The 18954-nt window shown below is 63.2% G+C and carries 20 protein-coding genes; 11 read left to right on the forward strand and 9 right to left on the reverse strand.

From position 1 onward, the window contains the following. Positions 1–40 precede the first annotated feature (40 nt). Both FJ960_RS25050 and FJ960_RS25055 read left to right on the forward strand, forming a co-directional pair. Positions 41–841: a GH25 family lysozyme gene (locus FJ960_RS25050; protein ID WP_140502396.1), complete on the forward strand. Its 801-nt coding sequence runs from the start codon at positions 41–43 to the stop codon at positions 839–841. 352 nt (positions 842–1193) lie between these two features. Further along, a complete protein-coding gene (locus tag FJ960_RS25055; protein WP_140717574.1) occupies positions 1194–2372 on the forward strand; it encodes a lytic murein transglycosylase in 1179 nt (392 codons plus the stop codon). A gap of 19 nt (positions 2373–2391) precedes the next feature. On the opposite strand, the gene FJ960_RS25060 is transcribed toward FJ960_RS25055, so the two are convergent. Continuing rightward, entirely contained in the window at positions 2392–3342 is a 951-nt protein-coding gene (locus FJ960_RS25060; protein WP_348641903.1) for a LysR substrate-binding domain-containing protein, read from the reverse strand. 79 nt (positions 3343–3421) lie between these two features. On the opposite strand from FJ960_RS25060, the gene FJ960_RS25065 reads away from it, so the two are divergent. Then, a complete protein-coding gene (locus FJ960_RS25065) occupies positions 3422–4153 on the forward strand; it encodes an SDR family oxidoreductase (RefSeq protein WP_140717578.1) in 732 nt (243 codons plus the stop codon). On the opposite strand, the gene FJ960_RS25070 is transcribed toward FJ960_RS25065, so the two are convergent. After that, positions 4150–5370, reverse strand: a complete 1221-nt coding sequence (locus FJ960_RS25070; protein WP_140717580.1) for an alanine racemase — start codon at positions 5368–5370, stop codon at positions 4150–4152. The two genes, FJ960_RS25065 and FJ960_RS25070, sit on opposite strands and share 4 nt — an antisense overlap. A gap of 311 nt (positions 5371–5681) precedes the next feature. Here FJ960_RS25070 and FJ960_RS25075 point away from each other — a divergent pair, with 311 nt between their 5' ends. Continuing rightward, positions 5682–6599, forward strand: a complete 918-nt coding sequence (locus FJ960_RS25075) for a DMT family transporter (RefSeq protein WP_140717582.1) — start codon at positions 5682–5684, stop codon at positions 6597–6599. A gap of 441 nt (positions 6600–7040) precedes the next feature. Here FJ960_RS25075 and metF read toward each other — a convergent pair whose 3' ends face one another. Beyond that, a complete protein-coding gene (gene metF, locus FJ960_RS25080; RefSeq protein ID WP_140717584.1) occupies positions 7041–7958 on the reverse strand; it encodes a methylenetetrahydrofolate reductase [NAD(P)H] in 918 nt (305 codons plus the stop codon). Continuing rightward, positions 7958–8980, reverse strand: coding sequence for a metalloregulator ArsR/SmtB family transcription factor (locus FJ960_RS25085; RefSeq protein ID WP_027141621.1), 1023 nt, complete (start codon positions 8978–8980; stop codon positions 7958–7960). Before FJ960_RS25085 ends, metF begins: the two co-directional genes overlap by 1 nt. Positions 8981–9205: 225 nt before the next feature. On the opposite strand from FJ960_RS25085, the gene tsaA reads away from it, so the two are divergent. From tsaA to FJ960_RS25105, 4 genes are all read left to right on the forward strand, one after another. Beyond that, positions 9206–9730 carry a tRNA (N6-threonylcarbamoyladenosine(37)-N6)-methyltransferase TrmO gene (gene tsaA, locus FJ960_RS25090; protein WP_140717586.1) on the forward strand — a complete coding sequence of 175 codons (525 nt, stop codon included), beginning with the start codon at positions 9206–9208 and terminating at the stop codon, positions 9728–9730. Next, positions 9727–10041, forward strand: a complete 315-nt coding sequence (locus tag FJ960_RS25095) for a DUF2293 domain-containing protein (RefSeq protein ID WP_140717588.1) — start codon at positions 9727–9729, stop codon at positions 10039–10041. Before tsaA ends, FJ960_RS25095 begins: the two co-directional genes overlap by 4 nt. Positions 10042–10174: 133 nt before the next feature. Further along, on the forward strand, positions 10175–11131 hold the full coding sequence (locus FJ960_RS25100) for a D-amino acid aminotransferase (RefSeq protein WP_140717590.1): 957 nt from the start codon (positions 10175–10177) through the stop codon (positions 11129–11131). A 154-nt stretch (positions 11132–11285) separates the two neighbouring features. Beyond that, positions 11286–12125, forward strand: a complete 840-nt coding sequence (locus FJ960_RS25105) for an SDR family oxidoreductase (RefSeq protein ID WP_140717592.1) — start codon at positions 11286–11288, stop codon at positions 12123–12125. 73 nt (positions 12126–12198) lie between these two features. On the opposite strand, the gene FJ960_RS25110 is transcribed toward FJ960_RS25105, so the two are convergent. After that, positions 12199–12816, reverse strand: coding sequence for an MOSC domain-containing protein (locus FJ960_RS25110; RefSeq protein ID WP_140717594.1), 618 nt, complete (start codon positions 12814–12816; stop codon positions 12199–12201). 4 nt (positions 12817–12820) lie between these two features. Next, the gene (locus FJ960_RS25115) at positions 12821–13462 is read right to left on the reverse strand and encodes a TetR/AcrR family transcriptional regulator (RefSeq protein ID WP_140717596.1); all 642 of its coding nucleotides are present in this window, start codon (positions 13460–13462) and stop codon (positions 12821–12823) included. Positions 13463–13581: 119 nt separating this feature from the next. On the opposite strand from FJ960_RS25115, the gene FJ960_RS25120 reads away from it, so the two are divergent. The 3 genes from FJ960_RS25120 to FJ960_RS25130 all read left to right on the forward strand — a co-directional run bounded on the left by FJ960_RS25120 (position 13582) and on the right by FJ960_RS25130 (position 15115). After that, on the forward strand, positions 13582–14004 hold the full coding sequence (locus FJ960_RS25120; RefSeq protein ID WP_140717598.1) for a hypothetical protein: 423 nt from the start codon (positions 13582–13584) through the stop codon (positions 14002–14004). A gap of 11 nt (positions 14005–14015) precedes the next feature. Further along, the gene (locus FJ960_RS25125) at positions 14016–14432 is read left to right on the forward strand and encodes a glyoxalase/bleomycin resistance/extradiol dioxygenase family protein (RefSeq protein ID WP_140717682.1); all 417 of its coding nucleotides are present in this window, start codon (positions 14016–14018) and stop codon (positions 14430–14432) included. A 116-nt stretch (positions 14433–14548) separates the two neighbouring features. Then, positions 14549–15115, forward strand: a complete 567-nt coding sequence (locus tag FJ960_RS25130; protein WP_140717600.1) for an isoprenylcysteine carboxylmethyltransferase family protein — start codon at positions 14549–14551, stop codon at positions 15113–15115. An 11-nt stretch (positions 15116–15126) separates the two neighbouring features. Here the strand turns inward: FJ960_RS25130 and FJ960_RS25135 are convergent, their stop codons facing one another. The 3 genes from FJ960_RS25135 to ettA form a co-directional block, all read right to left on the reverse strand. Continuing rightward, a complete protein-coding gene (locus tag FJ960_RS25135; protein ID WP_140717602.1) occupies positions 15127–16248 on the reverse strand; it encodes a beta-ketoacyl-ACP synthase III in 1122 nt (373 codons plus the stop codon). 118 nt (positions 16249–16366) lie between these two features. Continuing rightward, on the reverse strand, positions 16367–17137 hold the full coding sequence (tam, locus tag FJ960_RS25140; protein WP_140717604.1) for a trans-aconitate 2-methyltransferase: 771 nt from the start codon (positions 17135–17137) through the stop codon (positions 16367–16369). A 45-nt stretch (positions 17138–17182) separates the two neighbouring features. Beyond that, positions 17183–18832: an energy-dependent translational throttle protein EttA gene (gene ettA, locus FJ960_RS25145; RefSeq protein ID WP_027141609.1), complete on the reverse strand. Its 1650-nt coding sequence runs from the start codon at positions 18830–18832 to the stop codon at positions 17183–17185. Positions 18833–18954 lie beyond the last annotated feature (122 nt).

Genomic DNA, 18954 nt, shown 5'->3' on the forward strand with positions numbered 1-18954 from the left:
GACCCATCAGCGACCGGCTGATTCCGGCTTGGAAGTTGCGATGCGCCGTCTTGCGGTCCTTTTCATGCTGACGCTGCTCGGCGCTTGCTCGACCGTGGACGATCTCTCGCCGCTGTCGCCGTCCGCGTCGAGCAGTCCGACGGTGGCCGTGCGCGCGCCGCGCTTTGCCGATTCCAAGCCGCATGAGTGGGACAGCGGCGCGCCGTGGAACTATGCCGTCCATGGCACCGACGTCTCCAAATACCAGACATCGATCGACTGGCCGACCGCCAAGGCCAGCGGTATCTCCTTCGCCTTCATCAAGGCAACCGAAGGCGGCGACCGATTCGATGAATATTTCAGCGAGCACTGGGCGCGCACGAAAGCCAACGGAATTCCACGCGCGGCCTATCATTTCTTCTATTTCTGCACGCCCGCCGCCGTGCAGGCGCGCTGGTTCATCCAGAATGTCCCCGTCGACCGCTCCGCATTGCCTCCCGTTCTCGACATGGAATGGAACCCGAACTCGCCGACCTGCCACCTGCGCCCCGACCCAGCCACGGTGCGCGCTGAGATGACCACCTTCCTTGAGATCGTCGAGCGGCGTTATGGCAAGAAGCCGATCATCTACACCTCGGTCGATTTCTTCGAGGACAACGAACTGTCGAGCTTCCGCGGCTATCCCTACTGGCTGCGCTCCGTCGCCGGGCACCCGCGCGAGAAATATGGCAGTCACCCCTTCACTTTCTGGCAGTACACCGGAACCGGCATCGTCCCCGGCATGACCGGCAAGTCCGACATCAACGTCTTCAACGGCTCGGAAGCCGCCTGGAATAAATGGTTGCGGCAGAACACCCGCTGACCCCGTGGCAGCGAAGCCGCCTGGAAGAGGGGCCGCGGCAGAAGACCCGTTGACACCGTGGCAACGGCAGCAAGGGGCGCCTCAAATAGGGCTGAAGCAGAAGACCCGTTGACGCCGTGGCAACGGCAGCAAGGGCGCCTCAAATAGGGCTGAAGCAGAAGACCCGTTGACGCCGTGGCAACGGCAGCGAAGCCGCCTGGAAGAGGGGCCGCGGCAGAAGACCCGTTGACACCGGGCCTGCCGCCTGCTTTTCGACACTGCCAGCGGTAAGAGTGCAACCGCAGGGCGTTGGGCTCTAGGCACGATAATGCCCTAGGCACGATAATGCCCTCTTCGTTTCGAAAGGAAGCTGATGCGACTGCGTTCCCAAGCCCTCGCGGCGCTATTCTTGTGCGCCACGGCCTTGCCGGCGATGGCGCAGGAATGCGGCGGCGATTTCGAAACCTGGAAACAGGGCGTGGCGGCGGAAGCCAAGGCGGCTGGTGTCGGCGCCGTCGGTCTCGATGCGCTGGAGGACGCCAGGATCGACGAGAGGGCTCTGGCGCGCGACCGCGCGCAGGGCGTCTTCACGCAAACCTTCGTCCAATTTTCCAATCGCATGATCTCTGCCTACCGGCTGAAGCAAGGTGCGGCGAACATGAAGAAATACGCCGATGTCTTCGCCCGTGCCGACCAGCAGTTCGGTGTGCAGGCGCCTGTCATCACCGCCTTCTGGGCGCTTGAAACGGATTTCGGCGCCGTGCAGGGCGACTTCCATACGCTGAGCGCACTGGTGACGCTGTCGCATGACTGCCGCCGCCCGCAGCTTTTCCGCCAGCAACTGGTGCCGCTGCTGGAACTGATCGATCGCGGCGTGCTGCCGGCCGATGTCACCGGCGCCTGGGCCGGCGAGATCGGCCAGACGCAGATCCTGCCGTCCGACTATCTTGCGCGCGGCGTCGATGGCGACGGCGACGGCGAGATCGACCTTAGAAACAGCGTGCCGGACGTGATCATGACCACGGGCAACAAGGTGCTGTCGCGCGGCTGGAAGCGCGACGAGCCCTGGATCCAGGAAGTGCGCGTGCCCGACGAGATGCCGTGGGACCAGACCGGCCGCACCAACAAATTGCCGCTGACACAGTGGGCGCAGTGGGGCGTCACCAACCCCGACGGTTCGCCGCTGATCGACAAGGGCCTGAAGGCCGGCCTGGCGCTGCCCATGGGCCGCAAGGGTCCGGCCTTCCTCACCTACGACAATTTCGACGTCTATCTCGAATGGAACCAGTCCTTCACCTACGCGCTGACCGCGGCAAACCTTGCCGCGCGGCTCGCCGGCACGCCGCCGTTCGATCCGCGCAATCCCGAGCCGGGTCTCGACAACGAGCAGATGAAGGCGTTGCAGACGAAGCTCGAGGCCAGGGGTTACGACGTCGGCACGGTCGACGGCATCCTGGGCACCAACACCCGCGAAGCCATCCGCAAGGAGCAGATGCGGCTAGGCCTGCCGGTGGATGGCTGGCCGACGCCGGAGCTGCTGGGAAAGTTGTAAGCGAAGGTCGATAGGCAAGCTACCCACCACACACTCCCTTCCTCTCCCGCACAAAATCGATGAACGCCCGCAAGGCTGGCGGCACATGCCGCACGCTCGGATGGTACAGATAGAAGCCGGGGAAGCTGGGCGACCAGGCCTCCAGAAACCGGACCAGCTGACCGTTCTCGATCCAGGGACGGACCTGATAATCAATCATGTATGCAATACCGGCACCACTCAGCACCGCGTTGAGCAGCAAGTCGGTGTCGTTGACGGTCAGCCTGCCTTCGACCGCGATTTCCAGCACCCTTTTGCCACGCGCGAACTCCCATCGGTAGATGTTGCCGCCGCCTGGCCATTGGAAGTTGATGCAGCGATGCTGGTGCAGATCGCCGGGATGACGAGGCGTGCTGCGTCCCGCGAGATAGGCGGGAGCGGCCACCGCGGCCATTTGCAGGTCCCCGCTCAGCTTCACCGCCACCATGTCTTTTTCCAGCCGCTCGCCGAGCCGAATGCCGGCATCGAAGCGTCCTTCGACAATGTCTGTCAGCATGTCGTCGACGATGACCGTCAGGCTGATATCGGGATAGACGCGCTGGAAATCGCCCAGGATCGGCGCAATGAACCGCATCGCGGCCACGCGCGGCACGTTGATGCGCAGCGAACCCGCCGGCTGATCGCGCGAGGCATGAATATCGGCGACCGCGCCTTCCAACTCCCTGAAAACGGGGCCAAGCCGCGTGAACAGCGTATCGCCGGCCGCGGTCGGCGATACGCTGCGTGTCGTGCGATTGAGCAGGCGGACACCGAGACGTGCCTCCAACTGCCGGATTGTCTGGCTGAGGGCCGGCGGCGAAATCCTGAGCCTGGCGGAAGCGCGGATGAAACTGCCCTCCTCCACGATCGTCGCGAATGCCTTGAGTTCGGAAAATTCAGACCCGCGCATTGTGTATCCCAGGCTTAACAGGCAGGTCAGATAATAGCCCATTATACGATCAATAGCTTCGGCCTATTTTCGACCGTGGAAGCCACATCGCGCGGTCACGAACGGTCGAAAGGAATTGATCATGTCTCAAACGCTTCAGGGCAAAACCGTGATCGTCACCGGCAGTTCGCGCGGCATCGGCCGCGCCATTGCCGAAGGGCTCGCCGCCAACGGTGCCAGCGTCGCCGTCAACTATGTCGACAATGCCAAGGCCGCTGACGATGTTGTGGCGGCCATCATCAGCAAGGGTGGCAAGGCAATCGCCATCCAGGCCGACATTTCAAATGTCTCCGACGTCCGCCGTTTGTTCGACGAAGCAGAAAGCCAATTGGGCGGTCTCGACATCGTCGTCGCCAATGTCGGCGTCGCCGTGATCAAACCGCTGGTCGAGGCCAGTGAAGCGGATTTCGACCTTGTTTTCGATACCAACGCCAAAGGCACGTTCTTCACGCTTCAGGAGGCCGCTCGCCGTGTGCGGGACGGCGGTCGCATCATCGCGGTCTCCACGGGCGGGACAAAAATGTTCTTCACCCACACCGCACTCTATCTCGGCAGCAAGGGCGCCGTGGAACAATTCGTGCGCGTGCTGTCGCGCGAGGTTGGTCCACGCGGCGTCACCGTCAATAGCTTATCGCCAGGCTTCACCGACACGGACCTGCTGCCGGAGCGCGATCGCGCCGTGGCGGCCGGCATGTCGCCCTTCGGTAGGATTGGTGCGCCGCGCGATGTCGCCGACGTTGCCGTATTCCTGGCCAGCGAGGGGGCCCGCTGGTTGACTGGCGAGAACATCCAGGCCGGCGGTGGCGTGGCTTAATCCGCCATCGTCTCCAGGCTCGCAAACCCTTGCGGCGCGTCGCCCTCGTCGAAGGGCGTCGTCACCTCGACGAACGTGTCGGGATAAAAGCCGTTGAAGCGAGTCCTGAGCGACAGCGAGTAGGCGCCGATATGGCCGATCTCGATCCAGTCGCCGGTATCGACGGTCTCTGGCAGCCAGAACGGCCGCGACAGGATGTCGACAGAATCGCAGGTCGCGCCGCACACCTTGAACGGCACGATTTTGTTCTCGTCGCCATTGCGCGCGCGGATCGCCGGATCGGGGATGAAGCGTGCCGGCAGCGTGATCTTGCCGGTCCATGAATCCGACAGCGACGCCCAGATGCCGTCATTGATGTAGAGCCGCTTGCCCTTGCGCAGGAGCACGCGCACGATCAGCGACAGGCAGCGCGCCACGATGACCCTGCCCGGCTCCGCCACCAGCGGAATCTGGTCGAACTGATATTCCTTCAGGTCGCCGGAGAGCCGCGACATGATCTGGCCGAGCGACGGCATCTCGATTTGCTTGCGGTTGGGATCATGTCCGTATTCGGCCGGAAAGCCGCCGCCGACATCGAGCCCTGCGATGTCGAAGGTCAGCCGGTTACGCACCCAGTCGGCCGAGGCCAGTGCCCGCTCATAGGTGTCGGGATCCTCGATCTGGCTGCCGACATGGAAACAGAGGCCGACCCGATAGCCGGTGCGGTTCAGCCGCTCGGCGAGTTCGACCGCATAGGCCGGCCCGGCGCCGAATTTCTTCGACAGTTCGTAGGCGGCATGTCCCTTGGTCTGCACACGCACGAAGACGCTGACCGCGCCTGGGTCGATATCGAGCGCCCGCACCACCCGGGTCAGCTTGGTGATCTCGTCCTCATGGTCGAGCGAAATGACGCGGATGCCGTATTTTTCCAGCGCCAGCTTGATGTCCGACTGCGTCTTGACCGGGTGCATGTAGAGCATCTCGGCATCGGGCGAGACGGCGCGCACGGCGGCGAACTCGCCTGGTGAAGCGACGTCGAAAGCGGTGACTCCGGCCTCGACCAGCGTCTTCAGCACGATCTGCTCGCCATTGGTCTTCACCGCGTAGGCGGTCTTGCCGGGGAACATGCCCATGAACTGCAAGGCGTCGGCCTTGAGCACCTGCGGGCGGAAGCAGTAGACCGGGTCGTCCGGGCGAAGCGCCAGTGCCGCCTCGCTTGCATTCTCGAATCGCTGCATGGACGAATCCCCGACTTCAGCTCGCATAATTAATCCAAGCTAGCGGCTAGCGCATGACCCCGAAAGTCAATTCGACTTTCGGAAAGGATCATGCGCCAGGAATGAATCTCGCAGCGTCCTTTGCGCGTCTCTGGAGACGCGCGGCGCTGCAATGAAAACAATTCTGTGTCTCGCGCTGCTGACGGTGCGGCACTAGCCTTTTGCCGGGAAGCTTGGCTGTCGGTCAAGTTTCGGGTGGCCCTTGCCGCCGGACCCGATATGGCTTCTGCCTGGTTGGCCGGCATTCGAGCCGTCCGGGGAGGATAAATCACATGGCTATGGCAGCGGCATCTGCAGCACGCGGACCGATGACGCTCAGGGACGGGGGGCAGTTGCTGTTGCTCGGCGCGATCTGGGGCGGCTCGTTCTTCTTCGCCCGCATCGCGGTGGCTGAACTTCACCCGCTGGTGCTGGTTCTGTTTCGCGTCGCCATCGCCGCATTGGCGCTGCAGCTCTATCTCGGCTTGCGCGGCCCCTCCTTCCGTCCCGCCCTGCCGTATGCCGGCCTGTTCTTCCTGCTGGCCTTCACCAACAACGTCGTCCCCTTCTCGCTGATCTTCGCCGGCCAGACCCAATTGGGTGCCGGCGTCGCCTCCGTGCTCAATGCCACGACGCCGTTCTGGACGCTGATCCTCGCCAACGCTCTGACATCAGATGAAAAGCTGTCCTGGAACAAGCTCGCCGGCATCGCCCTCGGTGTCGCCGGCACGGCTGTGATGATCGGCCCCGGCCTGCTCGCGGGGCTTGGCGGCCCGGTCTGGGCCAAATTCGCGCTGATCGGCGCCTCGCTCTCCTATGGCGTTGCACTGATGGTCGCCCGCTGCTTCAAGGGCGTGCCCTCGCCGGTCGTGGCCACCGGACAATTGACGGCTTCGACCATCATCATGATCCCGATCGTGCTCTTCGCCCACGGCCCGGCCGGCTTGTTCTCGGCCTCGCCGCCGGTGTGGACGGCGGTGCTGGCGCTGGCGCTTTTGTCGACGGCCTTCGCCTACATCCTCTACTTCAATCTCGTCGCCTCGGCCGGGGCCACCAACGCCTCGCTGGTCACGCTGATCGTGCCGGCCAGCGCCATGCTGCTCGGCTTTCTGTTCCTTGGCGAACGGCTGGAATTGTTCGAGATCGGCGGCGTGGTGCTTATCGGACTCGGTCTTCTCACAATCGACGGACGAGTGTTCGGTCGCCGTTAGGGCCGGGCGAGGGATGGTCGCCGCGAAAGTCGAATGCGATTTTCGCGGCGGTAGCGCTGCCATGACACAGCATCGACACGCCACCGCCATAATTTATACACAGGCCTAAAGCGGGTTTTTCCCGAAGGGTTTCAACGGTTAAAGGCAAAACAGAGGTCGCGAATCTCACAATCACGTCGCAATGCAGCATATTTTCCGCTTGCCTGTGGCACAAATGAACCTAGACTCCAGGGCATAGCTCTTTAAGAGGAGGCTATGTCATGGGACTTACGAGGCCAATCAACGCATTGATGATTTGTGCTGCGTTTGCTTTCATCGGCGCCCTCATTATGGGCGTCCTTCCCTGAACCCGCCAAGATGGGGAAGACCAGCACCAGATAGTCTAAACCAATTCGAAAGGCCGGGTTTTTTTACCCGGCCTTTTGCTTTTCCAGCCGAGCCTTACGCAGCAGCGAAACCCGCCACCTCCGCCTCATGCGAGCGGATGCCGATCATGTGGCAGACGGCGAACACCAGATCGGCCCGGTTCATCGTATAGAAATGAAAATCGCCAACGCCGCGCTCGACCAGGTCCAGCACCTGTTCGGCCGCCACGGCGGAAGCCACCAGCGCATGCGTCTGCGGATCGTTCTGCAGACCGTCGAAGCGCTCGGCCAGCCATGCCGGCACCAGCGCACCGCAGCGCGCCGAGAAATTGGCGACCTGGGTAAAATTGTGCACTGGCAGGATGCCGGGAACGATCGGGATGTAGATGCCGGCGCGGCGCGCGCGCTCGACGTAACGCTCGTAGAGATCGTTGTCGAAAAAGAACTGGGTGATCGCCCGTGTCGCGCCATTGTCGACCTTGCGCTTCAGCATGTCGATGTCGGTGGCGAAGTCAGGGCTTTCCGGATGCTTTTCCGGATAGGCCGAAACCGAGATGTCGAAATCGCCGGCGTCCTTCAGCGCCCCGACCAGCTCGGCACCATTGGCGTAGCCATCCGGATGCGGCCGGTAGGCGGTTCCGACGCCCGCGGCCGGATCGCCGCGCAAGGCGACGAAGCGTTTGACGCCCATGTCGGTGAATTCCTGGATCACCGCATCGACCTGATGGCGGGCAGCATCGACGCAGGTCATGTGCGCGGCCGGCGTCAGGCTGGTCTCCTTCAGGATGCGGCCGATGGTGCGCGCCGTGCGCTCGCGTGTCGAGCCGCCGGCGCCATAGGTGACCGAGACGAATTTAGGCTTCAGCGGCTCCAGCCTTGTGACCGTGTCCCATAGCCTCGCTTCCATCTCGTCGTTCTTCGGCGGGAAGAACTCGAACGAAACCCTGACCTTGTCGCCGATATCGGGACGGCGGGAAAAACGAAACTGATTCATCAGGCGATTTCCCCTATCGAGCTCACTCTGGTCTGCTGGCTGGCGTTGGCGGGATCGGCGATCAGCAGGCGCCGGTCGCGGCCAAGCCAAAGTTTGACGGTGAGCCTGGCCTCGTTACCGCTGCGCGGTTCGAATTCCTGGGCATCCTCAAGATCGAGGCCGGCTTCGGAGAACCAGTCCCCGATCTGCCGGTCGGAAAAGCCGAGACGCATATGCGCGTGCTCGTCACGCAGGAACTCCAGCGCGTGCGGCGCGAAATCGACGATGACCAGACGGCCGGCCGGGCGCAAAAGCCGCGCCGCCTCATGGATGGCGCGGGCCGGATCGTCGAGATAGTGCAGCACCTGGTGGATGGTGACGAGATCGAAGGCATCGCGCTCGACAGGCGGCGAAAAAATATCGCCCTGCCGCACCTGCGCATTCGAAACGCCGGCCTTGTCGAGATTGGCGCGCGCCACCGTCAGCATCTCGCGCGACATGTCGATGCCGATGCCGCGCCGGTAGAGCGGCGAGAAGATTTCGAGCAGCCGCCCGGTGCCGGTGCCAAGGTCGAGCATGGACTGGAACGGCCGCTTGCCGACCAGCTTCAGCATCGCGGCCTCGACGGCGCGGTCGGGCACATGCAGCGAGCGGATATGATCCCAGCTTGCGGCGTTCTGCGAAAAATACGCGGTGGCGCGGTCCTGACGCTTGCGCTTGACCGAGGTCAGCCGCTCCAGATCGCGCTCGACCTGCGGGTCGGCGCCGCGAATGCTGGAAACCAGCCCCATCACGAAGTCTCGCGCCGAATCTGCGTCCGACAGGCGGAAGAATGCCCACGACCCTTCCTGGTAGCGGCCGATCAGCCCGGCCTCGAGCAGCAGTTTCAGGTGTCGCGAGACACGCGGCTGCGACTGGCCGAGAATTTCGGTAAGGTCGGAAACGGTGAGGTCGCCGCGCGACAACAGTGCCAATATGCGCAGGCGGCTGGATTCGGCCGCCGCCTTAAGCGTATCCACCATGGTGTCGAGCGAGACATGCATCAGCGTATTCTCTTTGAAAAAGATATAAACATATGTTTATGTGGATTTTGGCGGCCTTGCAAGCGCTATGTCGCTTCCGGACCAGAAAATGCCGCATGCGTGATTTCCCAGTCCAGGTCACCCGAAACGTCAAGCGGTTTGAGACAATGGCAGGCACCAGCACAGAGTCAGGCCCGGCACAGAGACAAGCCCGGCACGGAGACAGGCCCGGCACGGAGACAGGCAATGACCGGACAGCGTGACATGTTCGAGGCACGTGAAGGCGAGCAGAGGCTGGACCAGGATCCGGCAACGATGCCACCCGATAGCGGCATCGTCTTCATCGGCCGTATCGCCTCGCCATGGACTACCCGGGAAAGCTGCCCGAAAAACATGCGCGCCGCGCGCGAAACGGGACAACCGGCGGCGCTCACCATCGAAGCGCCCTATCGCGAAGGGCTGTGTGGGCTGGATCGCGCCAGCCACGTCGTCATCCTGTCCTGGCTGCATCACGCGCCGCGGAATCTGATCGTTCAAAAGCCCCGCCATGCGGCTGAAGCAAAAGGCGTATTCGGGTTGCGCTCCCCGGCCCGGCCGAACCCGATCGGCCTGCATGTAGCCAAACTCGTCGGTCTGGACATTGCCACCGGGCGCATCGATCTCGACGCCATCGACGTGCTCGACGGCACGCCGGTCATCGACATCAAGCCATATTTCGCCTCGACCGACGCTATATCGGAGGCGACCGTTGAGGGGCGCGAGGAGCGATGAGCGCGCCGACCGGCCGCCGCCGCGCCATCGCCAAGGCGCTGACAGCACTTTTGCCGCTGGCGCCTTATGCCGACATGGAGAATATCCGCACCGACGCCGGCTCCGTGCATATGAAGACCTTGCCGCCGACAATCGCGGTCTGGCTGGCGACGATTGCCCATATCCGTCATATGCACACCGACTACGAAAAGCTGCTGGCCGAAGGCTATGATCGCGACTCGGCGCGTTTCTTCGTCGTCGAGCAAACCAACATCGTGCTCACGCGCTGGCGCGCCACCCGCCTGCTCGACGCCGATGACGAGGAGGAATGACGCTATTGCCGGGCGGAATGGTATTCACTCGTAAATGCTGGCGGGATCCTCGAGGATGAGTGAAGTCGGAGTGCTGGCTCTATGCACTCGGCCCGCCGCCGATAGCTTGTGACCCCATGGCAAGGAGCTGCCGATGAGCCAAATCGCACAGGATACACCGCCGCTGCCTGTGGTGGGCGACCGTCATGTCGACCCGCACGCCTATCCTGACGGCATTGCCTTCCTCGACGGCCAGTATGTGCCGATGTCACAAGCCAAGGTCTCGGTGCTGGATTGGGGTTTTCTGCACTCTGACGCCATCTACGATACAGTGCATGTCTGGAACGGCCGCTTCTTCCGCCTCGATCTGCATCTCGACCGTTTCTTCGACGGCTTGCAAAAGCTGCGCATGACGATCTCGTTCGATCACGATGGCGTGGCCGAGATCCTGCACAATTGCGTTGCGCTGTCAGGCCATCGCGCCGCCTATGTCGAGATGCTGTGCACGCGCGGCGCCTCGCCGACATTCAGCCGCGACCCGCGCCAGGCGATCAACCGCTTCATGGCGTTCGCCGTGCCGTTCGGCTCGGTCGCCAATGCGGAGCAGTTGCAGCGCGGGCTGCGTGTCGCCGTCAGTGACAAAGTGCGCATTCCGCCGGCCTCGATCGATCCGACGATCAAGAACTATCACTGGCTCGACCTCGTGCGCGGCCTCTACGATGCCTATGATCGCGGCGCCGAGACGGCCCTCATTCTCGACTTCAACGGCAATGTCGCCGAGGGTCCTGGCTTCAACGTCTTCTGCGTCAAGGACGGCAGACTGTCGACACCGGCCATCGGCGTGCTGCCGGGCATCACCCGCCGCACCGTCTTCGATCTTTGCGCAGAGATCGGACTCTCGGCGACGGCCATGAATGTTAGCGTGGCCATGCTGCGCGGCGCCGACGAAGTCTTCATCACCTCGACCGCCGGCGGCATCATGCCGGTGACGGAGATTGACGGTGCCGACATCGCCGACGGCAAGGTCGGGCCGATCACCAGCCGGCTGATGGCGCTCTATTGGCAAAAGCACGACGACCCGGCCTGGTCGAGTTTGGTGAACTACCCCTGATTCACACGATTTCTTGTTCTACTGGAAAGCCCCAAGTTCAAAAAGATTTCCGCCCGCCTCTGGAAAATCACGGGACAGCCCGTATATGCCCGGAAGCGGAGAAGCCTCCGCTTCCATCCAGAAATTGCGCCCGCAGGGGCAAGGATTCCACATCATGACATCAAAGGTTTGGTTCATCACCGGATCGTCGAAAGGCTTTGGCCGCGTCTGGGCGGAGGCCGCGTTGGCGCGCGGCGACCGCGTCGCCGCGACCGCCCGTGACGTCGGCACGCTCGCCGATCTGGTCGAGAAATACGGCGACAACATCGCCGCGCTAAAGCTCGACGTCACCGACAAGAAAGCCGTAGATGCCGCTGTCGCCGGGGCGCACAAGCGCTTTGGCCGGCTCGACGTCGTCATCAACAATGCCGGCTACGGCCATTTCGGCGCCATCGAGGAAGTCAGCGAGCAGGAAGCCCGCGACCAGATCGAGACCAATGTGTTCGGCGCACTGTGGGTCACCCAGGCCGCCCTACCGATCATGCGGGCGCAGCGGTCCGGCCACATCATCCAGATCTCGTCGATCGGCGGCGTCAACGCCTTTGCCTCGCTCGGCCTCTATCATGCCTCGAAATGGGCGCTGGAAGCTTTCAGCCAGTCGCTCAGCATCGAGGTCGCGGAATTCGGCATCCATGTCACGCTGGTCGAGCCGGGCGGCTTCTCCACCGACTGGTCGGGAGCATCGGCCAAGGTTTCCAAGCCGATCGAGGCCTATGCGCCTGCCCGCGCCAGGATGGCCGAGCGCCGCGCCAACTCGGTCGCCGGCGATCCCGAGGCGACCGGTCCGGCCATGCTGGCCATCGTCGATGCCGACGAGCCGCCGCTGCGGGTATTCTTCGGCGATGGCGGCCTGCCGATGATACGCCAGGAATACGCCAACCGCCTCGCCACCTGGGACAAGTGGGACCACGTCTCCGTCATGGCGCAAGGCGCCAACAAGAACCGCAAGGGCTAAAGCCCGGCCACTTCTGCTACGCCGCCTCGCTGGCGGCGTAGCTCCTACCCTCCGCCACGACGTGAGTGCGCGGCTATACCTGATAAATCCATTGTTCCGGCACCCGCACCGAAATCTCTTCGCCGGCCCTGACGATGCCGGGCCTTTCAACCCAGGCGACCACGCCGCGCAACCGCTTCGCCGCCTTGGGAAACAACAGCGCGCCGGCTTCGATGTCGGCCATTCCAGCGTTTTCAGCGATCGATCGCCCGGCGAAGCGGCATGGCCCGTTCTGGGCGTCGACCTTGAGCGTCACGCCGCCCTTGAAGAACAGTAGCGTGCCGGCCGGCAGCATCGACAGATGCGGCACGTCTTCGATCACCAGATTGGCGCCGATCCATTCCGGCTTGATTTCGGCGAGTTCCATCCGTTCAGCGACGATGCCCAATTCGTCCGCCGCCACGATCGATATCTGCCGTTCGTTGCGCATCTCGGTGCCGCGCGGATACCAGGGTTCACGCCCGCCGGAACGGCGCGTCGGTCCTGCATGGAAGTCGCCTGAAATGCCGTCGAAGCCGAGCCGCAATTCGTCCACCGGACGCGTCTGGAAATCGTCCGCTGGCGCGACATACAGCGCCGCCGCGCGGCCGGCAAGCTTCTTCGAGGGAATGATTTCGACCGGCTTTTCAGCCTCGGGAAAGCGATCCAGCATGGCTTCATTCCTTGGATGATGTGCCCTGGTTTTGCCCTTCACCCGGCAAGGCCGCAAGAGCAGTTCGGGCCAAAACGCGCAACTCTTCGACCGATGCGCCGTCCCGTGCCTGGATCGACATGCCGTTCATGACGCCTGCAATATATTTGGCGAAGCCTTCGACGGAGAGGTTTTCCGGCACATCGCCTTCTGCCTTGCCTTTGGCCAGCCGCGCCGCGATCGCCGCCTCGCTCGCCTTGCGATAGGCCTTGAGTTCATCCGCAATGGCTTGTGCCTGCGGCGAGGCCGCCAGCGCACCGCTGACGAAAAGACACCCGCCCGGCTTGCCGGGCCTGGAATAGGCCGCCGCGGCGCCCAGCAGCAAGCGCCGGATCGCCTCTCCCGTCGATACCGGCGCGCTCAGCGCTTCCAGCGCGAAGCCTATCTCGGTCTCGTGGTAGCGCTTCAACGCCTTGCGAAACAAAGTCTCCTTGTCGGTGAAGGCGTTGTAGATCTGTGGCGGCGTCAGCCCCATCGCTTCGCGCAGCATGGCCAGCGACGTCGCTTCATAGCCGTGCTCCCAGAAAAGGTGCATCGCGGCGTCGAGCGCCCGGTCGGGGTCGAATGCGCGCGGCCGGCCGCCGCGTGGTTTGTCCGAGTTTTCCATAGCGATCGATACGAAACCTGTTGACTCACCTTTCCCTCATAACATATCAATCGATACGCAACCAGGCAAACTGGATGATGACCTCCCGGCGAGAGCCGTGCAACCCAAGGAGAAAAACAATGCCGATCACCGTGACCGCACCGGAAGGCGTACTCATTCCCGCTGGAGAGCGCGAAATCCTGCCACGCCTGAGCGCTGCCCTCATCGAAGCCTCCGGCGCCACCGGCAATTCATTCTTCACCGCGATCGTCGGCGGCACCGTCCATATCCTGCCGCCGCGCCACATTTATGCAGGTGGCGCCAACCGGCCGGTTGTCATGGTCGAGTTGAAGCTGCCCAATATCGCCCTTGGCTCAATCGAAGCCCGCAAGATCTTCATTGCCGCCGCCGCCCGGATTGTCGGCGAACTCTGCGTACCCAGCCACAAGCCGGAAAACACCTGGATCAACATCGTCAACGCGCCCGACGGCGGCTGGGGCATCGGTGACAGGCAATATACCGGCGACGCGCTCATCGCGGCCGCCACCGCCGCCGCGCGGTGATGAACAGGATGATGCGGCTCTCCCCTTCGCTGTTCTTCACCACCAACTGCGAGCCCGCGCTGGCCTTCTACGAACAATGCGGCCTTGGTCGGGCAACGATCCTGCTGCGCTGGGGCGACAACAATATGCCGGTGCGCACCGAAGCCATGCGCGGAAAAGTCCTGCATGCACGCTTCGAAGGTCCGGGTGTGCTGTTCCACGCCTCGGACAATGACGACGCGGAGCCGATGAAGGGCTCCGCCATGATGCTGGAATTCGATAGACCGATCGCGGCACCAGGGGTTTTCGCCCGCGAGGAGCTTTTCGCACACATGGCCGAGGGCGGCCGGATCACAGTGCCGTTTGCCCGGCAATATTGGGGGACCAGCTTCGGCATGCTGGTCGACGCCTTCGGCGTGCAGTGGATGTTCAGTTGCTCCAAAGAATAGACGCCGGTCGCAGACCGCTCGATCACAACCTTCTTACCGAAAAACGGCGCTGCGCCGCATTGTCGCCGCGCTGCATCGGCTTCATGGTGAAGCCCGGACCGTCGACGGAGGTTCTCATGCGTCCCGGAGCGGCGATCGCAGCGCTTTGGTTGATCTGGGTAGTCACATGGATGGCGGCTGCCCTATGGGCCGATCCGGCGCAAAAGCGCGCCACCATCGGGGCGGAGGCTCGCTATCGCGTCTTCTGGCTGGCAGGCACCGTCCTGCTGTTCGTTCCAGCGCATGGCTATGAAGGCAGGCTGAGATTGTGGACGCCGACCCTTGCCGAAGCCTGGGCCTGCGTTGCCCTGATCGCGGTCGGCATCGGCTTCGCGTGGTGGGCGCGAATCCATCTCGGGCGGTTGTGGTCCGCCACGGTCACCGCCAAGGCGGATCATCGCGTGGTCGACACCGGCCCCTATCGCCTGGTCCGGCATCCGATCTATACCGGGCTGCTTCTGGCAGTGCTCGCCACCATGGTGGCGAAGGGCACGCTCTGGGGCATCGCAGGTACGGCCCTGCTCATCATCGGTGTCGTCATTAAGGCGAGGCTGGAGGAGCATTTCCTGCGCGACGAACTCGGCCCCGCCTACGACGACTACGCCAGGCGGGTGCCGATGCTGGTTCCGTTCACGCCGGCCTGACGCGACATTACTCAAAGCATTCTGATAAGCGCGCCGCCTATCGAATACCCGGCGCCGAAGGCGCAGATCAGACCGAAATCGCCGGGCTTCATATCCGCATGATTCTCCGACAGCGCGATGATGGCACCGGCGCCCGCCGTGTTGCCGAGCCGCTCCAGCACCATAGGCGCGCGGTCATGGCCGACATCATGGCCGAAGGCCAGTTTCAGGATCATGGCATTCATGCGCGCATTGGCCTGGTGCAGCCAGAAGCGTCGGACCGCCTGTGGCGTCAGCCCATGCTCGGCCAGGAATTCGACGATGAATTTGTGCCCGGCGACGGTGACTTCCTTGAACACCTTGTTGCCGACCTGCTTGATGAGGTTGCCCTCCAGGTTGATCATGTAGGGATCGTCCTGGGCGGTACGGGTGTGGTAGCCGAGATTGGTGCGGATGTTGTTCGACATCTGCGTCCAGATACGCGTGTCCAGCACCTCGAAGCGACCCGGCCGCTTCTCGCCCTGTGCGAGCCCTTCCACCACCATCGACACCGAAGCGTCCCCGAAGATGAAATGCGTCTGCCGGTCGCGGAAATTGAGATGGCCGGTGATGATCTCGGGCGTGGTCACCAGGATGCGCTTGTGCGCGCCCGAGCGCACCAGATTGACCGCCATGTGCAGCGCAGCCGCCGCGGACGAACAGCCAAGTCCCATATCGAAGCCGGCGCCCCTCGTGCCCAGCGCCTCCTGCATTTCGATGGCGATGGCCGGATACGGCCTCTGCTGATGCGAGGACGAGCAGATCACCAGATCGATGTCCGACGCCTCGATGTCGGCGTGCTCGATCGCCTTCCTGGCCGAAGCGACACCGAATTCCGCCTGCAGCGAGAGCGCGTCGTCCGGGCGCGCCGGAATGCGCGGCGCCATGCGGGTCGGGTCGAGAATGCCTTCCCGCTCGATCACATGGCGGGCGCGCACGCCCGAGGCATGGACGATGAAGTCGGCATCGGATTTCTGCAGCAGCGTCTCGCCGGCAGCCTGGCGCCGCGCGTTCTCGGTGTCGACCCAGGCATTGAAGCTAGCGACCAGTTCCTCATTCGTGATGACAGGCTTGGGTATTTCAGCGCCGATGCCGCTGATGATGACGCGATGCATGTTTCCAGTCCGTCCCGTCCGCGGGCATTGCGGCTTCATGTGGGCGCCGAAACGCTTCGGCGCAACACTTTTCTCACTCGGCCGGTTTACGCAGGCTTAAACCAAGGTTTACGCCAGCCTATCCCGCCCGCTTGGCGACGATGAAAATGCGGGGGAAACGCAGCAGCACCTTGCCATCGGCGGTCTTCGGATAGGCCTTGGCGAGCTTGGCCGTGTAGCTGTCGAGGAACAGCTTGCGCTCGTCCGCGTCCAGCGGATCGAGGAACGGCTTCAGCCCGGTCGACTTCACCCATTCGACGATCGCCTCGGCGTCGGCCAGCGGATGGTTGTAGATGGTGTGCCAGATGTCGAGCCGAGCGGAGAGCGGCGACAGCAGGTCGTAATAGAACGACACCGGCGGCAGCGGTGCGCGGGCCGCATCCCTGATCTTTGCCGCAAAACGCACTTGCGCCGCGGTTTCCCGCATCAGCCGATGCGAATCCTCGGCCATATTGTCAGGCATCTGGACGGCCAGCGCGCCACCGGGCGCCAGAAAACCCATCAGACGCTGGAACACCGCCGGATGCTCCGGCAGCCACTGGAAGACCGCGTTGGCGAAGATCACGTTGACCGGCTCGGCCGGCTGCCATGTCGACGCATCGGCGAGGTCGAAGCTGACATTGGGCAGGCGCGCCCTTGCCTTTTCGATCATGTCGGGAGACGTATCGAAGCCGCTCACCTGCGCATCCGGCCAGCGCTCGACCAAAAGTTCGGTCGAATTGCCCGGCCCGCAGCCGATGTCGACGACGCGGCGCGGAAAATCCACCGGCACTTGGGCTGCGAGATCACGCGCCGGCCGTGTGCGCTCGTCCTCGAATTTCAGATATTGGGCGACGGACCAATCAGACATTCGAGCTCCTCATGCCAGCTTGAGAGTTCGCCGCCCCGGTGCCCCTTACCGCGTCAGCCTCTTATACGTCATCCTGTGCGGGTTGACGGCTTCGGGCCCGAGCCGGCGGATCTTGTCCTGCTCGTAGTCCTCGAAGTTGCCTTCGAACCATTCGACATGGCTGTCGCCCTCGAAGGCGAGGATGTGCGTCGCCAGACGGTCGAGGAACATGCGATCGTGCGAGATGATGACCGCGCAGCCGCCGAAATTTTCCAGCGCGTCTTCGAGTGCCGCCAGCGTTTCCGTATCGAGATCGTTGGTCGGTTCGTCGAGCAGCAGCACATTGCCGCCGGTCTTCAGCATCTTGGCCAGGTGCACACGGTTGCGCTGACCGCCGGAGAGGTTGCCGACCTTCTGCTGCTGGTCACCGCCGCGGAAGTTGAACGAAGCGCAGTACGCGCGGGTATTGGCCTCGAACTTGCCGAGCTTGACCACTTCGGCGCCGCCCGAGATTTCTTCCCACACGGTCTTTGACGGATCGAGCGCATCGCGGCTCTGGTCGACATAGCCGAGCTTGACCGTCTCGCCGACGCGGACAGAACCCGCATCCGGCTTTTCCTGGCCGGTGATCATGCGGAACAGCGTCGTCTTGCCGGCGCCGTTCGGGCCGATGACGCCGACGATGCCGCCCGGAGGCAGCTTGAATTCGAGGCCTTCGATCAACAGCGTGTCGCCGAAGCCCTTCGACAGGCCCTCGACCTCGATGACCACGTTGCCGAGCCGCTCGCCATGCGGAATGACGATCTGCGTATCCGTCGGCCGCCGCTTGTCGGCTGCATCCAGCAGGTCCTGGAACGCCTGGATACGCGCCTTGGACTTGGTCTGTCGGGCCTTCGGGCTCGACTGGATCCACTCGCGCTCGCGGCCGATGGCGCGCTGGCGGGCGTCATCCTCGCGGCCCTCCTGCTTGAGGCGCTTGGCCTTGGCTTCGAGATATTTGGTGTAGTTGCCCTCATACGGGATGCCGCGGCCGCGATCGAGTTCCAGGATCCAGCCGGTGACATTGTCGAGGAAGTAGCGATCGTGGGTGATGATCATCACGGCGCCGGGATAGGCGCGCAGATGCTTTTCCAGCCATGCCGTCGTCTCGGCGTCGAGATGGTTGGTCGGTTCGTCGAGTAGCAGAAGATCAGGCTGGCGCAGCAGCAGCTGGCAGAGCGCGACGCGGCGGCGCTCGCCACCCGACAGCTTGGTGACATTGGCATCCTTGGGCGGGCAGCCCAGCGCTTCCATCGCCATCTCGACCTGCTGTTCGAGGTCCCAAAGGTTCAGCCGGTCCATCTCGTCCTGGAGCTTGGCCGACTCGTCGGCCGTCTCGTCGGAATAGTTCATCATCAATTCGTTGTAGCGCTCGATGATGGCGGTCTTGGCCGCGACACCTTCCATGATGTTCTCGAACACGGTCTTGTCGGGGTCGAGCGCCGGTTCCTGCGCCAGGTAGCCGACCGTGGCGCCTTCGGCGAGCCACGCCTCACCACTCCACTCCTTGTCGATGCCGGCCATGATCTTGAGGATCGTCGACTTGCCGGCGCCGTTCGGGCCGAGGATGCCGATCTTGGCGTCGGGGTAGAAGGACAGATGAACGTTCTCGAGCACCTTCTTGGTGCCGTAGGCCTTGTTGAGGCCGGCCATGTGATAGATGAACTGGCGTGCCACGCGCGCTTCCCTGAATGACTGGATTTGTCGAATTGAATGGAGGTTGGCCGCTATGTAGGCGATGCGACGCCGGACGGCAATCGCTTTTGCCACATCGAGCCAACCACACGGACAAGTGTGCA

Origin of the sequence: Mesorhizobium sp. B2-3-11 (genome assembly GCF_006442215.1) — a bacterium.
Taxonomy (GTDB): Bacteria; Pseudomonadota; Alphaproteobacteria; order Rhizobiales; family Rhizobiaceae; genus Mesorhizobium; species Mesorhizobium salmacidum.